Below are 19,042 nucleotides of genomic sequence, written 5' to 3' on the forward strand. Positions count from 1 at the left end.
ATCAGGTTAAAATAACCTTGCTCAGTACTGGGAGCAAGGTTATTTTATATTATAGTTTATTATATTCTTTTAAAATATTTTTACGTCTGTTTGATGGGGAAGTGTCTTTTGTATTTTTATATATACGACTGAAATAACTGGTATCGTGAAAACCAACTGAATATGCTATCTCACTAACAGATAGGTCAGAGTTGATTAATAGATTATCAGCTTCTTGTATTCGTATAGAGTTAATATAATGAGTTACTGTGTGTCCAGTCATCTTTTTGAACATTCGGCAAAAATGATATTTACTCATATGTGCTTGTTCACTCATATGGTCTAGACTCAAATTGTTGGTATAATTGTTTTCTATATATTTTAAGATTCTATTGAATCTATCTATGTTGTGAGTACGATATTTTACTTGATTGTCTGTAAGGACGGTGTTAATGTAACGGCGCATCAATATAACAATAAGTTTATATAATGAAGCTTTTATAAATAATTCAAATCCTACTTGACGGTTGGTATATTCATCATTGATTGATTCTATACATTGCTGTACAGATTCATCATTAACTATTAAATTCTTAAACAATATTCTATTCTCTATTATTGGATTAATATATTTAGAATCACAAAGATCTATGAGCCTGCTGTTCAGTATATGTGGATCTAATATAATACAATAATATAGAAAATCCTCAGTTAGATTCTGTCCAAAGTGAATTTCATTGCAATTTACTACTACAAGGTCTTTTTCGTTAACTATAAAAGACTTATCGTTACATTTAAATAAAGCAGAGCCTTCAATAATGTATAGGAGCTCCATTTCCCTATGCCAATGAGCGTAAACAGCAGTAGAATTAATACCTATGGAATGATTTTTCATTAATTTCATACAAAAATCAGGATTAGGCATAGTCATTTTTTCACGCAGTACAGATTTATCCATTAATTTAACTACCTTTCTTTGAATTTTTTCTTGTTTTAAATGTGAGCAATATTGTTATAGTTTTAAGCAATAGAATTAATGTAGATTTATATTATATGTACTATAATAAACTACAAAATATTAAATGTAAACACTAGATAAGTTGATTAAATAATAATAATTATGAGGTGATTGAAAGATGGATAAAGTGAAAGTGGGTATTATAGGAGCAGGGAATATTAGTGAATTACACGTACAAGGTTACAAAAAACTTCCAAATGTAGAATTAGTAGCTGTATGTGATTTGGACAAAGAAAAAGCAGAAGAGTATGCTACTAAACACGATATACCAAACATCTTTACAGATTATAATGAAATGTTGGAGATGGAAGAATTGGACGCTGTCAGTGTAACTACTTGGAACAATTCTCATGCACCTATCAGTATTGCAGCTATGAAAGCAGGAATAGATGTTTTATGTGAAAAGCCTTTAGCAATGAATTCTGATGAAGCTCAAAAGATGGTTGATACTTCGAAAGAAACCAATAAATTATTGATGGTTGGTTTTGTTAGAAGGTTTGAGAAGAATGCTAATTACATAAAAGAAACAATTGAAAATGATGAGTTAGGAAACGTATATTATGCTAAGACAGGATATATGAGAAAATGGGGAAATCCAGGAGGGTGGTTCTGTGATAAAAAACGTTCTGGTGGTGGACCTGTAATAGATTTGGGAGTTCATGTTATTGATTTAATCAGTTATCTAACAGGCAAACCAAAAGCTGTATCAGTAATGGCATCTACTTTTGAACATCTAGGACTAAAACCATATATTAAAGGTATGAGCAAATATAATGCAAAAGACTATGATAAAGATAATCCATTCTGTGATGTGGAAGATTCAGCAACAGCATTAATCAAATATGACAATGGTATGACTCTAAGTATCGAAACAAGCTGGGTATTACATACAAAAGAAGATAATAATTATTTGATGTTATATGGAGATAAGGCTGGAGTCAAGATGGAGCCTGAACTTGAATTATATAAAGAGCATAACGATTATTTTGTTGAAGAAAGACCAATAGTAAAAGAAGAAAAAGATAAGTTCTCAGCAATATTCCAGAGGGAAACAGCACATTTTATAGATTGTATAGTTAATAATACAGAATGTAGAAACCCAGGAGAAGATGGTGTAGCTATAATGAAAATATTAGATGCCATTTATGAATCTGCCAAGTCAGGACATGAGGTAATATTATAAAATAATAGGAGGTTATAAGTATGTCAGAGAAAAACAAGATAGGTGTTATTGTTGACTCATTCAGAGTCGGTGTAAAAGAAGGTATCAAAAAAGCTAAGGAAGTAGGGGCTAGTGGAATACAGATATATTCAGTAAAAGGGGAAATGTCTCCTGATAATCTTAGCAAACAAGCTAGAAGAGAATTACTTGATTATATAAAATCCAATGGACTTACTGTTTCTGCTTTATGTGGAGATTTAGGCGGACATGGTTTTACTATAAAAGAGGATAATAAGAAAAAGATAGAAATGTCCAAGAGAATAATGGATTTAGCAAAAGATCTTGAAACAGATATTGTTACAACACATATAGGTGTAGTTCCAGAGGATATGAATCATGATAGATTCAAGATTATGCAGGAAGCCTGTGAAGAGTTAGGAAATTATGGAGATCAGGTAGGGGCGTATTTTGCAATAGAAACTGGACCAGAGAGAGCAATGACTCTTAAGAACTTTCTAGATAGCTTAGATAGCAGAGGGGTAAGAGTAAATTATGACCCAGCTAATCTAGTAATGGTTACAGGTGATGACCCTGTACAAGGAGTATATACATTAAAGGATTATATTGTTCATACTCATGCAAAAGATGGTATTATGGTAAAAGAATCCAATCCAGAATACATATATGATTGTTTTGCTAAAGGTATTCCAGAAGGATTTCATTGTGATGATTATTTCTTAGAAAAACCATTAGGAAGTGGAAACGTAGATTTTGATAAGTATATCAAAGCTTTATGGGATATAGGATATAATGGATTCTTGACCATTGAAAGAGAAGTTGGTGCAAATCCAGAGAAAGATATACGTGAAGCAGTAGAATTTTTACAAAAAATAATAGGTTAGGATGATTATATGAAACTTGGAGTTAGTTCTTATAGCTTTTTAAGGTTAGTACAAGAAGGAAAAATGAAACAGATTGATGTAATCAGGAAAGCTAAAGAAATGGGTTTTGATGCAGTGGAATTCATTAATTTCATTCTTGAAGATGGTGAAACTGATGAATCATTCGCTAAACGTGCTTATGAAGAAAGTAAAAAGGTTGGTATAGATATTGAGAGTTATACTATAAGTTCAGATTTCATCAATGGTAGTAATGGTGATTTGGAAGCAGAGATTGAAAGGGTAAAAAGAGAAGTTGACATTGCAAATATACTTGATGCAAAGTCAATGAGACATGATGCTACGATAGGGTTTACAGACGATTATATAGGGCAAAGGTCTTTTGAACATGCTCTTCCAATATTAATCAGAGGCTACAGAGAAGTGACTGAATATGCTATGAAATATGGCATAAAAACAATGGTTGAGAATCATGGATTCTTTTGTCAAGACAGTTCTCGTGTAGAGAAATTGGTAAACGGAGTTAATCACCCTAATTTTGGAGTTCTTATTGATATGGGGAATTTCGTTTGTGTTGATGAACAGCCTGAGAAGGCTTTAGGTGTACTTATGCCATATGCTTTCCATGTACATGCAAAAGATTTTCATATCAAATCAGGTATGTTGCCTGATCCTGGTAGAGGATGGTTTCAATCAAGAGGTGGTAATTATTTAAGAGGTTCAATTATAGGTCATGGGAATGTACCTATATTACAGTGTCTTAGGATAATGAAAAAATATAATTATGATGGGGTTCTATCCATTGAATTTGAAGGGCTTGAAGATCCTTTAACAGGTATTGAAGTAGGATTGGAGAATTTACGTCAATATATTGAAATGGCTTAGTTTATAGATATTAATTTAAAGTGATATTTAGGTGTATAAAAATCAGCAAGTTAATCGATTCTTGCTGGTTTTTTCTTTGGCAATTTCTAATTACATTTTTATTTGAAATGTATCGCAAGTATGTCAGAAAAAGAGTTTTGTTCTGACTTGGTTTTTGCAAAATAGTATATGTATATGTTACGCCAGCTACTTACTCGTCCAACCCTTTTTCTTCTAAGTACATAACTGTTGGCTATTTTGGATTTATTTATAGAAAATCGAAATTAAATATAATAAGGAAAAAACAAAGTTAATCAATCTTGACTTATTATGATACGTTAATTATAATGAAAAAAGCATGAAAAGAAATTATCTTCAATGGGAAGGTGCTAAAATGTCTAGTTATAATTCATTTGCAATGGTTTATGATAAGTTTATGAATAATGTACCCTATGAGGAATGGGTGGATTATATATTGAGTATTATTGATAAATACTATTATAAAAAGCCAAAATTAATGTTGGATTTGGGATGTGGTACAGGTAATATTACGGAGTTATTAGCTGATAAGGGTATAGATTTGATAGGTGTGGATAATTCTAGTGATATGTTATTCGTTGCGAAAGAGAAGGCGAGGATTAATAATAGAGATATATTATATCTATTACAGGATATGAGAGAATTTGAGTTATATGGTACAGTAGATTGTATAGTAAGTATCTGTGATAGTATTAATTACATTTTGGATGAAGATGATTTATTACAAGTTTTTAAGCTAGTAAATAATTATTTAGATCCACGAGGCTTGTTTATATTTGATTTGAACACTTACTATAAGTACAATAATATTTTAAGTGATAACACTTTTTCTGAAACAAACGAAGATAGTGCTTACATTTGGGATAATTATTACTATGAAGAAGAAAAAATCAATGAATATGATTTGACTTTATTTATAGAAGAAGAAAATAATCTTTACCGTAGATATACTGAAACCCACTATCAAAAAATGTATGATTTAAATAGAATCAAACAGTTAATAATAGAAGCGGGACTAGAATATATAGATTGCTTTGAAGCATTTTCTTTTGAATCACCTACTGAGACTAGTGAAAGAGTATATTTTATAGCTAGAGAAAAAGGAAAACAATAAAAAGGAGCTTATTATGAAAGATTATATTGTTAGAGCCACAGCTTGTAATAATCAGATAAGAGCATTTGCAGCGACAACTACAAATATGGTTGATGAAGCTAGAGAAAAACATAATACATCACCAGTTGTTTCTGCTGCATTAGGAAGATTGATGACAGCCGCTTCAATGATGGGAAGTATGTTAAAAAATGAAAAAGACCTTATTACTCTTCAAATCCGTGGAGATGGTCCAATAAAAGGCTTAGTAGTAACAGCTGATGCCAAAGCTAACGTAAAAGGGTATCCGTATGTACCTATAGTTGATTTACCGCTTAAGGAAAATGGTAAGCTAGATGTATCAGGAGGACTTGGAAACGGTATTATGAATATTATAAAAGATATTGGATTAAAAGATCCATATGTTGGACAAACACATCTTGTATCAGGAGAAATTGCAGAAGACTTGACTTATTACTTCGCAACTTCTGAACAAGTACCTTCAGCTGTTGGGCTTGGGGTATTAGTAGATAGAGATTATTCAATTAAGCATAGTGGAGGATTTATCATCCAATTGCTTCCAGATGCAGATGAAGAAGTAATAAACATGCTAGAAGGGAGATTGAAGGTATTACCATCTATTACTAATCTTATGAGTGAGGGAAAAACCCCTGAAGAAGTACTTTATATGTTACTAGAAGGTATGGAACCTCAGATATTAGAGAAAGTACCAACTAAGTTCCAATGTAACTGTACAAAGAAAAGAGTTGAGAAAGCAATTATTAGTATTGGAAAGAAAGATATTAAGGAAATGATAGATGAGGGTAAAACTATAGAGTTGAATTGTCATTTCTGTAATAAAAAATATTATTTTACTGTTGATGAGTTACAGGAAATAATTTCATATGCACAAGGGGAGTAAAAGAGGATAAATAATTAACTCAACTTTCCCACCTTTAATTTAATGCAGATAAATTAAGGGTTATAGGTTATGTTTGCAGAATAAAAAGATAGATGAAACACCTATATTTTTATTCTGCAAAGCCTTTTAATTAGATTACCTACATAGAATATTGAAGTGGGAAAGTTGAGTAATTAATTAAAGATGGTTAATCAAACATTTTAAGCATATAAATGTCTAATTGAACATCTAGGATGGGAGAATATAATGGGATTATTAGTTATACTATCGATTGTAATAGGATGTTTTAGTATCTTATACTTCTTATTTCTAACAATCTTGAATGCAGGCGCAGGATTTTCATTTTTTTGGATTTTACTAAGTGTAATGGCTTTTTGTATGCTTTTTATATTTAGAAATTATGAGGGTGTCAAAGAGCATGTACCAAAGTTAATTAGGTACGTAGTATTCTTAATGATAATTATTGTTATAATGATTTTTATTGTTGTCCAATCTTTTATAATAAAAAATAGTATCAAACACGATAGTTATGATTCAACGGATTATGTTATTATTCTTGGTGCAAGAGTTAAGGGAACTACTATTTCATTAACATTGTCACATAGACTTGAGATAGCATATAAATATCTTATAGATAATACAGAAAGTAAGGCAATCTTATCTGGTGGGAAGGGATCAGGAGAAGATATATCAGAAGCGGAAGCTATGAAGATATACCTACTTCATAAAGGTATCAATGAAGATAGATTGATTATGGAAAATAAATCAACTAGTACGCAGGAGAACATTACAAACAGTTTTGAATTAATAAATGTGTATGATAAGAAACCTTCTGTAACAATAATAACAAGTGATTTTCATGTGTATAGAGCTAAGAAGATTGCTGAAAAATATTGTCAGGATATTCAGGGAATACCATCAAGAACACATCCACCATTGATTGTACACTATTATGTTAGAGAGTTCTTTGCGGTACTAAAAGATACGATATTTTAATTAGGAATATTTCCAAATATAGTAATTATAAATTATATATAATTTTTTATATTGACAAACTAATAGCTAATGTTATAATTATATCATTAGATAAGTTAAACACTGTGAAGAGACCAGTAGAATGTGAAAATAAACAGAGAGAAAGTTGGTTGCTGAGAGACTTTCATATGGAAGCATTTGAAGACTACCTCTGAGTGGCTCTAATAAAGTCCGTTGATTACGTTATAATCTTATTGAGTGGTTTCTTGAAACAATAAGGGTGGAACCGCGGGAATTGTATATAATCTCGTCCCTTACTACGGTACTCGTAGTAAGAAGACGAGTTTTTTATGCCATAATACTAAGACAGCTCGGTTTTATTTTTGACATAATAAAAAAAATGGAGGTGTTATTAATGCTAGAATGGAAAGAAGAATATAATCTAGGAATTGAAGAAATTGATAATCAACATAAGCATTTATTTGAGATTGCTGCAAGAGTTGGTGAATTGACGAAGGACATTGGTGAAGGTATAGATTGTTATGATGATTTTATGAGTATATTGAATGAATTAGTAAACTATACCATTTACCATTTTGATTATGAAGAAATATATATGCAGAAAAAAAATTTTGACAATGATGAATTCTTAGTGCACCAAGTTGAACACAAAATGTTTGTAAAGAAATTAGAGAAATTCCAAGAAACTGATTTTGATGAAAATCAATATGAAAACATTAATAATATGCTTACTTTTTTAGTGGATTGGATAGTACATCATATTATTGATGTAGACTCAAAATATGTTAAGGTAAGTTAGAGAGGAGAAAAATTATGATTATTACTTTAAAAGATGGTTCAAAAAAAGAATATGAAAGTAGCATGTCAGTTATTGATATAGCTAATGATATTAGTGCAGGACTTGCAAGAATGGCATGTGCAGGAGAAGTGGATGGAGAGGTTGTTGATCTTAGACATGTAGTTGATAAAGATGTAACACTTAACATCCTTACATTCAATGATGATTCAGGTAAAGGTGCTTTTAGACATACAACAGCTCATATCCTATCACAAGCGGTTAAGAGACTTTTTCCAGAAGTAAAATTAGCAATAGGTCCATCAATAGAGAATGGATACTACTATGATTTTGATAAGGAAACACCTTTTGCTAATGAAGACTTAGAAGCAATTGAAAAAGAAATGAAGAAAATCGTAAAAGAAAATCTTCCAATCAAGAGATTCGAATTACCTAGAGACGAAGCTATCAATTTTATGAAAGAAAAAGGTGAAGACTACAAAGTTGAACTTATTGAAGATTTGGGTAAGGATGAGGTAATTTCATTCTATGAGCAAGGGGAATTCGTTGATCTATGTGCAGGACCTCACCTTATGACTACTAAACCAGTAAAAGCTTTTAAATTATTATCTGTAGCAGGAGCTTACTGGCGTGGTGATGAAAAGAATAAGATGTTATCAAGAATATATGGAACATCTTTTGCTAAAAAAGCTGAACTTGATGCATATATTCAAAAATTAGAAGAAGCCAAGAAAAGAGATCATAGAAAATTAGGAAAAGAGCTTGAATTATTTGCAATGTTTGATGAAGGACCAGGTTTCCCATTCTTCTTACCAAAAGGAATGGTGCTTAGAAATACATTGATCGACTATTGGAGAGAAGTTCATAATAGAGCTAACTACCAAGAAATAGCTACACCAATCATATTGAACAAAGAATTATGGTTACGTTCTGGACATTGGGATCATTATAGAGAAAATATGTATACTACAGTTATTGATGAACTGGATTATGCTGTAAAACCTATGAACTGTCCAGGTGGTATGTTAGTATACAAAAACAAAATGCACTCTTACAGAGATTTACCACTTCGTGTTGGTGAATTAGGTCTTGTTCATAGACATGAAATGTCAGGTGCTCTACATGGACTCATGCGTGTTAGAAACTTTACACAAGATGATGCTCATATTTTTATGTTACCTGAACAGATCAAAGACGAGATTGTTGGAGTTATCAACTTGATAGATGAAGTATACAAAGTATTCGGTTTCAAATATCATATGGAGTTATCTACTAGACCAGAAGACAGTATGGGTAGTGATGAAGATTGGGATATGGCTACTGATGCATTACGACAGGCGCTTGATGAAAATGATCTTGATTATGTGGTTAATGAAGGTGATGGTGCATTCTATGGTCCTAAGATTGACTTCCATCTTGAAGATTGTCTAGGAAGAACATGGCAATGTGGAACAATTCAACTTGATTTCCAATTACCTGAGAGATTTGAACTTGAGTATACTGGAAAAGATGGAGAAAAACATCGTCCTGTAATGATTCACAGAGTAGTATTTGGTAGTATTGAAAGATTTATTGGTATTTTAATCGAGCATTTTGCAGGAGCATTCCCAGCATGGCTTGCACCAGTTCAAGTAAAAGTTCTACCAATATCTGATAAATATAATGATTATGCAACTAAAGTTGTAGATGGATTAAAGGCAAAAGGTATCAAGGTAGAATTTGATGACAGAGCTGAGAAAATAGGATATAAGATCAGAGAAGGAAGAATGGAAAGAGTTCCTTATCTTTTAATAGTTGGTCAAAAAGAACAAGATGAGAATAAAGTAGCAGTAAGAAGTAGGACCAAAGGTGATGAAGGAGCTATTTCACTTGACGAATTCATTGTAAGAATTGAAAAAGAAATTGAAAGCAAAGAAATTATAGAAGTAGAAGAAAAATAGGTAGTATTATGATAATAAAAAGCACGTACTTATTTATTATAAGTAATGTGCTTTTTATATTGGAGCAAATTAAATATTTTTGTGTATTCCCGTTTCTTGGTAAAATTTCTTTAAAGTATATATTCTTATACTTTAAATTTATCCGCTTCATTCTTTAATTCTTGAGCTGTATAATCAAGATTTTCCATCTTACTATTAATAACTTCAAAAGAGCTTACCTGTTCCTCAATCACTGCATTTACTTCTTCAACAACACTTGCATTGCTTTGAGAATCTCTTGCAAGTTCTTCAATAGCTGTTGACATCTCATTTGAAATATTTGTCTGTATTTTTGAAGAATTTGAAATCGTAACTACTTTTGAAGATACTTCTTCGATAGATACTAATATATCCTTAAATTGCTTGCTAACTTCATTTGCTAGATTCAGATTCTCTATCGATAATTCTTCACTATTCCTAACACTTTCATCTGCACTAGAAGTGTTCTGTTGAATCATTTCAAGTAGATTTGAAATCTCATTTGTTGAATGTATGCTTTCTTCAGCTAATTTCCTAATCTCTTCGGCTACAACTGCAAACCCTTTTCCTGCTTCCCCTGCTCTAGCTGCTTCTATTGCTGCGTTTAGGGCAAGTAAATTGGTTTGATCAGATATTCCGTTAATAATATTTATAATATCTCCTATTTTGCCAACTGATTCTACAAGATTACGAATAACTGAATATGCTTCTTTAGAAGATTTCTCAACTTGCTTGCTTGCTTCAAGTACACTTGCAATTCTCTTGGCTCCATATGTAGCAGAATCTAAGACCTTATTGATATTGTCTACAGTCTCTTGTGATTGATCCGATATCACTTCGGAATTTGAAGCGATTTCCTCTATTCCAGCATTTGATTCTTCAGTTAAACTTGCACTATTTTGCGTGTTTTCTGCAACAGCTACAAATGAAGATGCTAATTCACCCATACTTTGATTGGATGTTACCATGACATCTTTAATCTCACTTGAAGCATTTGACAATTGTTCTACATTTAATTTAATAGATATAACTAAGTTTTGTGTCTTTATTAAAAATAAATTAACCTTAGATGCAAGTTGACCTAACTCATTCTTACTATCAATTTGGATACGTTTTGTCAAATCCGCCTCTCCTTCAACTAGATCAAGCATCCTATCATTAATTTCCTTAAGGCCTCTCTTAATTATAATAATCAGTAAAAACGACATAATTATTGCTAGCGAAGATGAAATAACGATTGCAACTATACCAATTAAAGTACTTTTATCTGAAGAAGCTTGTGAAATTTCAAAAAATTCTATGGCTTTTTTTGAGGCAAATACATCTAACTCATTTACATAATCGATAATCTTACCTACATGTTCAGCGCCTTTTTCTTTTGTTATTCTACTGGCATTTTCTAAGTTACCATTCCTAGTTAACTCAATGACTTCATCTCGAATTACTTTCCATTCAATAAAACTATTTTTAGCATTATCCAACATAGTTTTCTCACCTAAGAATCTATCATAAATAACGTCAATAGTTGCAAGTACTTCAGCTTCATACTGATTTACATTTTCTACTAATTCATCAATTGTTTCTTGATTAGTTACTGTAGAAATATCTTTCATCTCTCTGTGAATTTTTACAATACCTAACTTTACCTCTTTTATTTCATTACTTACGGTAAATGGATGTTCGTACATTTTAACCAAATTATCTTTAATACCAATCATCGATTGGATTAGATAAATGCTAAGACCTACAAATATAATAATTACCATTACAAAACTTAATGTAATTCTAGTTGTTATACTTAATTTTTTCATTAGAGTATTTTCCCCTTTCAAGCTAAGAATATTATTAAAAACATTATAGAGTATTATTAGAATTATATCACATTCCATTTGACAAAGCCATACTTTAACTGATAAATGTATGATTCTTGCATAAAAATAAATTTTTTAATATAATTTCATAATAGCAATTTTTTAAATACCTATCTGGTATTGGACATAAAGATATTGGTTATATAATGTGTATGTTTATTAAACTATGCATAATAGTTTTTGCTAAATTGTCTATATGGGATAGATTAATAAATTATAAAAAGTTATAAAAAGTTATAAAAAACTATTGACAGAGATAAATTGAACCTGTATAATTAGTAAGAAGTAAAATAAGTAGAAGTATCCACTTCTCACCTTAGGGTAATAAGGCTACTAGGGTAAAATACGTAAAAGATGGATGAATTCATTGTTTATGTAATGTATATGAGTGGGTATTTTAATACGCGCTTTTTTTATTGTATAAAGATTAAGGCGAACTGTAAATAAAAAATTTTGGAGGTGTCCTACTATTAGCGAATTAATGATTAATGAGCAAATTCGAGACAGAGAAGTACGTTTAATCGATGATCAAGGTAACCAACTGGGTATTATGTCTGCAAGAGATGCTCAAAGGCTTGCTAGAGAAAGAAATTTAGATTTAGTTAAGATTTCCCCAAAGGCAAAGCCACCAGTATGTAAAATAATTGATTATGGAAAATTTAGATATGAACAAGCTAAACGTGAGAAGGAAGCTAAGAAGAAACAGAACATCATCAGTGTAAAAGAAGTTCGTTTATCTCCTAATATCGAACAACACGATATTAATACTAAGATGAAACATGCAAAGAAATTCTTGAATAATGGAGATAAAGTAAAAGTTTCCGTACGTTTTAGAGGTAGAGAATTAGCTCATACTGCAATAGGTAGAGAAATCTTACTTAAGTTTGCAGAAAGTCTAGTAGACATTGCGGATATTGAGAAGTATCCAAAAATGGAAGGTAGAAGCATGGTAATGTTTATGGCGAAGAAAAGATAAATACGGTATTATAAGGAGGAAATTATTATGCCTAAAATGAAAACACATCGTGGCGCTGCTAAGCGTTTTAAGAAAACAGGAACAGGTAAATTAAAAAGAAATAAAGCATTTAAAAGACATATTCTAACTAAGAAAACAGCTAAGAAAAAGAGAACTCTTAGACATGCTACAATGATGGATAAGTCTAACGAAAAAGTAATGAAGAAGTTATTACCATACGTTTAAATATATAAACCGAACAGGAGGGAAAAATCATGGCAAGAATCAAGGGTGCTTTACACACACGTAAGAGACGTAAAAGAGTATTAAAGTTAGCTAAAGGATATAGAGGAGCAAAATCTAAACAATTCAGAACTGCTAAACAAGCGGTAATGAAATCAGGTGTTTATTCATATACAGGAAGAAAACTTAAGAAAAGAGATTTTAGAAGACTTTGGATTGCAAGAATTAATGCTGCAACTAGAGTTCACGGATTATCATATAGCAAATTCATGTATGGTCTTAAGTTAGCAGATGTTAATGTTAACAGAAAAATGTTAGCTGAAATGGCAGTTAACGATTCTGAAGGTTTCGCAAGCTTAGTAGAAACTGCAAAATCAAAAATTCAATAATAAATGCTATATTAAAACTCTCTAATATATAGAGGGTTTTTTATATTCCATAAAATAATATGGTTTTTTATAAATAATACATTACACATATCTATTATTTTGTCAGCAATAATATTAAGTGATATTAGTAATAGTTGAAAAAGTAGTGTTTTGTAAAAAAACAAATATAAAGACTGATTATAGTATAATTATAATTATAGAAAAGCTTAGTTTTTAAGTAATTCAGTAACTATATTTATCATTTTGTCACAATATGTTGTAATAAAATATCCCCTATGTTAAAATAATGTTTAGATTAAAACTCAAGAGGTGAGAGGATGTATAAAAAAATTGGTAAAATAGTTTTGATTATAGGGGCTTTGTGTTTGGTATTTGTTTTAGCAATAGGGTTTATAAAAGATAGAAAAAATACAAACGAAGTAACTGCAACGGGAAATTCAATTAAAACTAAAAAAGATAATAATGAACAAGAAAATGACTCCAAAGAAGAAGATAATAGCGTAAAAGAATTACGAATTTCAGAAGAGAATTTATCATTAAAAATTGGTGATAAATATAATGTTGAAGTTAAAGGATTATTAGCAGACGGAAGCTTAATAGATTTGACTAATGATAGTAAGTTATTAAGACATTCAGATAATGAAGAGAAGATATCTATTATAGATGGAGAAATAGTTGTTTTAGACAGGGCAGAAGCAGATGATGAAGTAACAATAACATATGTATATGAAAATATATCAGCTACAATTAATGTAAAAGTTGAAGCAACTGAAGAACTAAAAAAAGAAGAGCCTGAAAAAGAAGAACCTAAGGAAGAGCCAAAAGAAGAACCAAAGGAAGAACCTAAGCAAGAAAACAATGAATCAAAACAAAATAATAATTACAACAGTAATGATGATACAGTAATGATTGATGAAGATGGAAAACAAGTGATAACAAATCAAAAAGATATTCACGTATTGGTTAATAAACAAAGAAACCTACCAAGTGATTATGTGCCTGATGATTTAATTCAACCAGATATAAAGTTCTCATTTACTCATGAAGACCCTAAAAGATATTTGAGAGAAGAAGCTGCACATGCATTGGAAAGACTTGTAGCCCAAGCAAAAGAAGAAGGTATAGAGATTGTAGGAGTTTCTGGATATCGTTCTTATAAGAGACAAGAAACAATCTTTAATTATAACGTGAAGAAAAGAGGATATGAAGCTGCTAACAAAGTAAGTGCAAAACCTGGACAAAGCGAGCATCAAACTGGTTTAGCTATTGATGTATCATGTGCAGGAGTTAACTATAAACTACAAGAAAAACTTGGAGAATTAAAAGAAGGAAAATGGTTAGCAGAAAATGCTCATAAATTCGGTTTTATTATTCGTTATGAATTAGGAAAAGAAGACATAACAGGATATCAATATGAACCATGGCATATTCGTTATCTAGGTGAAGACCTTGCAAAAGATGTTTACGAAAAAGGTCTTACTTATGAAGAATACTTCGAACAATATATGTTATAAGAAAAACCCCTAAGATTGGCGATGTCATTTAGTTAAGAAAAGCATAAAGAGTTCTGTTCTTAAAATAGAACAAGGCTCTTTTTTTCGGCAATAATTTTTAAAAAAATACTTGACAAATCATCAGAAAAATGTGGCGAAGCCTCTTAAATATACGTATTTTAAGGAGGTTTCTATGTAAGCGTCAAATGACTGCCGCCTAGCTATCCTCTGTAAATAGAGATATACTTCGTAAGCGACAAACCCACCACACATTCAATTATTAGTATCTCCATGATATAATCCAATTCATGGAGGTGTTTTAATGTCAGATATTAAAACTGATAAAGAGTGGAAAGAAATTATTAGTTTATTTAAGAAAAGAGTGATATAAGGAAAAACGGTACTATGGAGCTACCTAAAACTTCTCCAAACTGGAAGAAAGCTTATAATAAACGTGTTATCATTGAACAGATATTCAGCGAATTAAAGGAATCCTTTGGATTGAATGCCCTAACGCAATTTAAACTGTCTTCTATTTTTGCTTACATTACGTTAAGCATAATTGCTTATAACTTATCGATATACATAATGAAATAGTATAAATAATTAATATTTTGCCATTTTCAAAACCTACTTAGTTAGGTTTTATTGTGATGCCTTTATATCATCATAGTTTATTTAATTTGTTATTGGGCTTGAAATCCATGTGATACCACTAGTTCATTTGGATTCAACTCATTTACATCTAATAGAACCCATCCTTACAACACCCTAACCGATAGTATACTTTGTGTGTATATTATAACAATAGTAACCATATTGTATATAATAATATTTATAATACAAGGTTGCCGACCTCCCACTGTTATATTAGAGACTTGGCATTGTTCAGTCCTGTCTCTGTAGGAGCATATTACAATAACACATATCCCGATTTATGGTCGTAAGATGAAGGCTGTCCTTGTATTTTTTATAGTCCGGACTATTTGTTACAGCTGATAGGAATATTTTACCACAGAAACCTACAAAAAGGTTACTGTATATAATGGCACACCCATTTATTGTATGTGTACCTTTTTATTGGATAAAAAGAATGGATTTAGAAAGATGTGTTATATCTAAAATATTTATATTATTTACCATTAAGATAAGCTTTGATATAGACTACTTAATTGATACTAAATTACTATGATAACATTTTATTATTTACATAATATTTAAAATGTTGTAAACTATAATTTATAAAAATATAGAACAATAAAGGAGTTTTAGAATGATTAGAAATAATAGTAACAAAATAATATTATTAGTATTTATTTCATTACTGTCTTTTTTATTATGTTCAGGTTGTACAAATAATAAAAAAGTAGTTGATGTAAATACTGACAAAGTTATAAATCAAAAAGCAAATAATAAGAATACCAATGAAGATAACCCTAAAATAGAAGATGTTACTGATAATCAGCCATCTAAACCAAATGTAATAAAACAAGAATATACTAAACCGAATTATAATTTTTACTATGCTGATTTATTAGCGGATTTTAATAAACAAAATGATACTCAAACTCATTTTTTAATTCTTAATAATGCACTACTTGGGTTATATAAGAATGGCAAGTATACGAATTTAACTGAATCAGAAATTAATAATAAGCTCTTTGAAAATACTAAATTTACTATCTTTCAAAATAATAATATGTATACAAATGCATCCATAACATATGACAGAGCAATTAGTAATGATATAATTTATATTAACATGATTGCTAACAATACAAATTTTGATTTATCTCAACCATATTTTGCGATATCTAATTATAATATTGAAAGACAAGTTTCAGTTAACAAAGATAACTATAATTATAATATTGAAGAGTACACTACAATTATCAAACAATTATTAATAAAAAACAGCTTTATAAATGTGCCTGCTATTATAAAAAAGTTAATTCCAATTGATATAAATAATGATGCCACTGATGAATATATTGTACAAGCTACAAATTTTTATGATTCATTTGATGAAATGATGAAAAAATATAACTACAATCCATATATTAATAGTATTTCACCTTTTTCTGCTGTACCTGATCTCAAAAATGTATGTGCTTATGATATAACTATATTAGTAAAAGAAAATAATGTTTTTATCCTAGATGAACGTTATCAACAACTATATGACTTTCAATTTAAAAATTTATCTGAGAAAGAAATAAATAACCTTATTAACTCTAATAACGATTTAGGTTCTTTACAACCACAAAATAATGTGTTTGTACTTTATGACAATGACCACCAGATAATTGCTGTAGAATCAACATACTTACCTTATTATGAAAATGGAATGGTAAGTTACTTAAACACTATTTTTCCATCTTCCAATATTATAGCAACATTGGATATTGATAATGATGGGACTAATGAATTAATTTTCAAGAAACATGAAGATATTCTTATGAATTCCACATCTCAAATATTAAAGTATACAAATGAAAAATTATCTACGGTTTTACAAAACGAAATAATTGAATAGGGGCATTAGCTAAAATGCCCCTATTAATACTAAAGTAATTTTTTTAGTAATGATGATGTTATATTATTATCGACAGTACTATTACTTAATGAACTTGCTGCAGCACCATTACTACCTATTCCCATTTTTCTAATTTCCCAATGGATATGAGAACTTCCTACACCCTTGTTACCTTGTAATCCAATACAAGTGTTTTCATCAACTTCAGAATCTTTATTTACATAAAGTTCATATGCATGTAAATATGTAACTCTATAACCTGGTAATTTATCATAAACTATTGATATTGTATTAGCCCAATTATTTGCAGGTTTTGCAATAACTTTACCTTTACCAAATGCATAAAATTTACATTTATGAGAATAACTCATATCAAATCCTTCATGTAAGCCTTGGAAATATCCCTCACCATTTTCTATGTCATTCCTAGTATACCCTTTGTTAGGCAAATAATATTCCCCAAATAAGCTGATATTTTTCCATAATCACCACCAAATAATTTCTTTTTTAATTCTTTCAAACAATTAAATTGTTCATCACTCAATAGTTGATTATTATTAAGATTTTCATGAAAATACCTATAAACCTTTCCCTCATAATCATCTGGATGATGTACTTTTAGTGTATTAATTGAAGACGTTTTGCTTGAATCATCCTTTAATAAATTCAATTTCATTGTCTGCAAGCCAACTTTTTTAATTTTATTAGTGAGAGTATAATTCTTACATCTAACATTATATTGACCTTCACCAGAATACCCTTTAATTTTAATATAATATCTAATTCCTGCCTGCACAGGTTTTTTCTCAACTAAATCCCATTGACCTGCACCTCTTGCTGATTGACCAACTACCTCTCCACTAGTACTGCCTTTATATACTGTGATATCAACATCTAATGTACTTTTAATGGCTCAACATAAAAATTAGCTTTACCATCTTTGTTAAATCGTACATAATACCAGTCTTCTTGTCCTTGACTAATGTTTACTGGTGGATTATCGTAGTCATCTATTATTTCTTTTGCATTTGGCGTAACTGTACCTCCTGATTTTATTTTACATGAAAGTACAAAAGAACCTGATCCAGATTGATGTTGTACATCAAGCTTTATCCTCTGTCCAGCACTAACATTTATTTCTATCTTTTCGGCGATTCCACTTCCATTATTATTTTTAACTTCTATAGCTGTCATTTCATCTCCATTCCATGCAGAAAAATTGACATCTAAGTTACTTGATGGGCGAACTTCAAAAACCACTTTACAAGTTTGATTGAATACGATATCAAACCACTGATCACCTGAAGTTGCAGTTCCTGAATAATCTTGATTAAGTCTAATTCTTGTTGGATTAAAAAAATCTTTTGACATTTATATCTCTCCTTTTATTTTTTTAGTATAAGTATTCGCGAAATCCTTATATTAATAATAGAGAAGTTTTGATATTAAAATGTAAACTCTATTTCATCTCTATTATTTCAAAGCCTTATTAATTACCTAGGTTGATTGACTTGATAATATGTTATCATAGTCTTTCACGACATTACCACGACATTAATTAATCTTTTTTCATATAATCCTTAATTAATTTTTTTCCTCTTTTTTTATGTTTTGATATAGTTTGCCTTGATGTCTTTAATTTCAATGCAATTTGTACGTCCGAATAACCTCTTATTTTATACAGAATAATAGTAAGCGTCAAATGACTGCCGCCTAGCTATCCTCTGTAAATAGAGATATACTTCCAAATATAAATATTTAGGAGGTATTGCCTATGGCAACAAGATATGTAGAAGTTGATTGGGAGCATATGTTTAAACTATTCCAAGAGT

General features: G+C 30.2%; 20 protein-coding genes and 2 other annotated features. Of the genes, 14 read left to right on the forward strand and 6 right to left on the reverse strand.

The genetic code is table 11. From position 1 onward, the window contains the following. Positions 1 to 49: 49 nt before the first annotated feature. Positions 50 to 937: an AraC family transcriptional regulator gene (locus N4A55_RS05290; RefSeq protein ID WP_293754462.1), complete on the reverse strand. Its 888-nt coding sequence runs from the start codon at positions 935 to 937 to the stop codon at positions 50 to 52. A 178-nt stretch (positions 938 to 1,115) separates the two neighbouring features. On the opposite strand from N4A55_RS05290, the gene N4A55_RS05295 reads away from it, so the two are divergent. From N4A55_RS05295 to thrS, 8 genes are all read left to right on the forward strand, one after another. Further along, a complete protein-coding gene (locus N4A55_RS05295) occupies positions 1,116 to 2,180 on the forward strand; it encodes a Gfo/Idh/MocA family protein (RefSeq protein WP_293754463.1) in 1,065 nt (354 codons plus the stop codon). Between the two features lie 20 nt (positions 2,181 to 2,200). Next, positions 2,201 to 3,061, forward strand: coding sequence for a sugar phosphate isomerase/epimerase family protein (locus tag N4A55_RS05300; RefSeq protein ID WP_293754464.1), 861 nt, complete (start codon positions 2,201 to 2,203; stop codon positions 3,059 to 3,061). A gap of 9 nt (positions 3,062 to 3,070) precedes the next feature. Then, a complete protein-coding gene (locus N4A55_RS05305; protein WP_293754465.1) occupies positions 3,071 to 3,943 on the forward strand; it encodes a sugar phosphate isomerase/epimerase family protein in 873 nt (290 codons plus the stop codon). A gap of 373 nt (positions 3,944 to 4,316) precedes the next feature. Beyond that, entirely contained in the window at positions 4,317 to 5,075 is a 759-nt protein-coding gene (locus tag N4A55_RS05310; RefSeq protein ID WP_293754466.1) for a class I SAM-dependent DNA methyltransferase, read from the forward strand. Between the two features lie 13 nt (positions 5,076 to 5,088). Then, positions 5,089 to 5,973 carry an Hsp33 family molecular chaperone HslO gene (gene hslO, locus N4A55_RS05315; RefSeq protein ID WP_293754467.1) on the forward strand — a complete coding sequence of 295 codons (885 nt, stop codon included), beginning with the start codon at positions 5,089 to 5,091 and terminating at the stop codon, positions 5,971 to 5,973. Between the two features lie 246 nt (positions 5,974 to 6,219). Then, the gene (locus tag N4A55_RS05320; RefSeq protein WP_293754468.1) at positions 6,220 to 6,969 is read left to right on the forward strand and encodes a YdcF family protein; all 750 of its coding nucleotides are present in this window, start codon (positions 6,220 to 6,222) and stop codon (positions 6,967 to 6,969) included. A 95-nt stretch (positions 6,970 to 7,064) separates the two neighbouring features. Then, positions 7,065 to 7,266: a binding site (T-box leader), on the forward strand. Between the two features lie 97 nt (positions 7,267 to 7,363). After that, positions 7,364 to 7,768, forward strand: a complete 405-nt coding sequence (locus N4A55_RS05325) for a bacteriohemerythrin (protein WP_293754469.1) — start codon at positions 7,364 to 7,366, stop codon at positions 7,766 to 7,768. A 14-nt stretch (positions 7,769 to 7,782) separates the two neighbouring features. After that, positions 7,783 to 9,705, forward strand: coding sequence for a threonine--tRNA ligase (gene thrS, locus N4A55_RS05330; protein ID WP_293754470.1), 1,923 nt, complete (start codon positions 7,783 to 7,785; stop codon positions 9,703 to 9,705). Between the two features lie 125 nt (positions 9,706 to 9,830). On the opposite strand, the gene N4A55_RS05335 is transcribed toward thrS, so the two are convergent. Next, positions 9,831 to 11,534 (reverse strand): methyl-accepting chemotaxis protein, encoded by a 1,704-nt coding sequence (locus tag N4A55_RS05335; protein WP_293754471.1) that lies wholly within the window; start codon positions 11,532 to 11,534, stop codon positions 9,831 to 9,833. A 346-nt stretch (positions 11,535 to 11,880) separates the two neighbouring features. After that, positions 11,881 to 12,016 (forward strand) — a sequence feature (ribosomal protein L20 leader region). A 59-nt stretch (positions 12,017 to 12,075) separates the two neighbouring features. Here N4A55_RS05335 and infC point away from each other — a divergent pair. The 6 genes from infC to N4A55_RS05360 all read left to right on the forward strand — a co-directional run bounded on the left by infC (position 12,076) and on the right by N4A55_RS05360 (position 17,210). After that, positions 12,076 to 12,570: a translation initiation factor IF-3 gene (infC, locus tag N4A55_RS05340; RefSeq protein WP_293754472.1), complete on the forward strand. Its 495-nt coding sequence runs from the start codon at positions 12,076 to 12,078 to the stop codon at positions 12,568 to 12,570. A gap of 27 nt (positions 12,571 to 12,597) precedes the next feature. Further along, positions 12,598 to 12,795 (forward strand): 50S ribosomal protein L35, encoded by a 198-nt coding sequence (gene rpmI / locus N4A55_RS05345; RefSeq protein WP_113673856.1) that lies wholly within the window; start codon positions 12,598 to 12,600, stop codon positions 12,793 to 12,795. 29 nt (positions 12,796 to 12,824) lie between these two features. Then, positions 12,825 to 13,181, forward strand: coding sequence for a 50S ribosomal protein L20 (rplT, locus tag N4A55_RS05350; protein WP_113673857.1), 357 nt, complete (start codon positions 12,825 to 12,827; stop codon positions 13,179 to 13,181). A gap of 317 nt (positions 13,182 to 13,498) precedes the next feature. Continuing rightward, complete coding sequence (locus N4A55_RS05355; RefSeq protein WP_293754473.1) at positions 13,499 to 14,695, forward strand: M15 family metallopeptidase; 1,197 nt, start codon at positions 13,499 to 13,501, stop codon at positions 14,693 to 14,695. A 366-nt stretch (positions 14,696 to 15,061) separates the two neighbouring features. Next, complete coding sequence (locus tag N4A55_RS17015) at positions 15,062 to 15,271, forward strand: transposase (RefSeq protein ID WP_443083814.1); 210 nt, start codon at positions 15,062 to 15,064, stop codon at positions 15,269 to 15,271. 676 nt (positions 15,272 to 15,947) lie between these two features. After that, positions 15,948 to 17,210: a hypothetical protein gene (locus N4A55_RS05360; protein WP_293754474.1), complete on the forward strand. Its 1,263-nt coding sequence runs from the start codon at positions 15,948 to 15,950 to the stop codon at positions 17,208 to 17,210. Between the two features lie 29 nt (positions 17,211 to 17,239). Here N4A55_RS05360 and N4A55_RS05365 read toward each other — a convergent pair whose 3' ends face one another. The 4 genes from N4A55_RS05365 to N4A55_RS05380 all read right to left on the reverse strand — a co-directional run bounded on the left by N4A55_RS05365 (position 17,240) and on the right by N4A55_RS05380 (position 18,912). Continuing rightward, positions 17,240 to 17,659 carry a M23 family metallopeptidase gene (locus N4A55_RS05365; RefSeq protein ID WP_293754475.1) on the reverse strand — a complete coding sequence of 140 codons (420 nt, stop codon included), beginning with the start codon at positions 17,657 to 17,659 and terminating at the stop codon, positions 17,240 to 17,242. After that, on the reverse strand, positions 17,626 to 18,006 hold the full coding sequence (locus N4A55_RS05370; RefSeq protein WP_293754476.1) for a hypothetical protein: 381 nt from the start codon (positions 18,004 to 18,006) through the stop codon (positions 17,626 to 17,628). Before N4A55_RS05370 ends, N4A55_RS05365 begins: the two co-directional genes overlap by 34 nt. Before the next feature lie 98 nt (positions 18,007 to 18,104). Then, on the reverse strand, positions 18,105 to 18,581 hold the full coding sequence (locus N4A55_RS05375; protein WP_293754477.1) for a hypothetical protein: 477 nt from the start codon (positions 18,579 to 18,581) through the stop codon (positions 18,105 to 18,107). A gap of 187 nt (positions 18,582 to 18,768) precedes the next feature. Further along, positions 18,769 to 18,912, reverse strand: coding sequence for a hypothetical protein (locus tag N4A55_RS05380; protein WP_293754478.1), 144 nt, complete (start codon positions 18,910 to 18,912; stop codon positions 18,769 to 18,771). Positions 18,913 to 19,042: the final 130 nt, after the last annotated feature.

The sequence above is a fragment of the Vallitalea sp. genome (assembly GCF_025211055.1).
Lineage (GTDB): Bacteria > Bacillota > Clostridia > Lachnospirales > Vallitaleaceae > Vallitalea.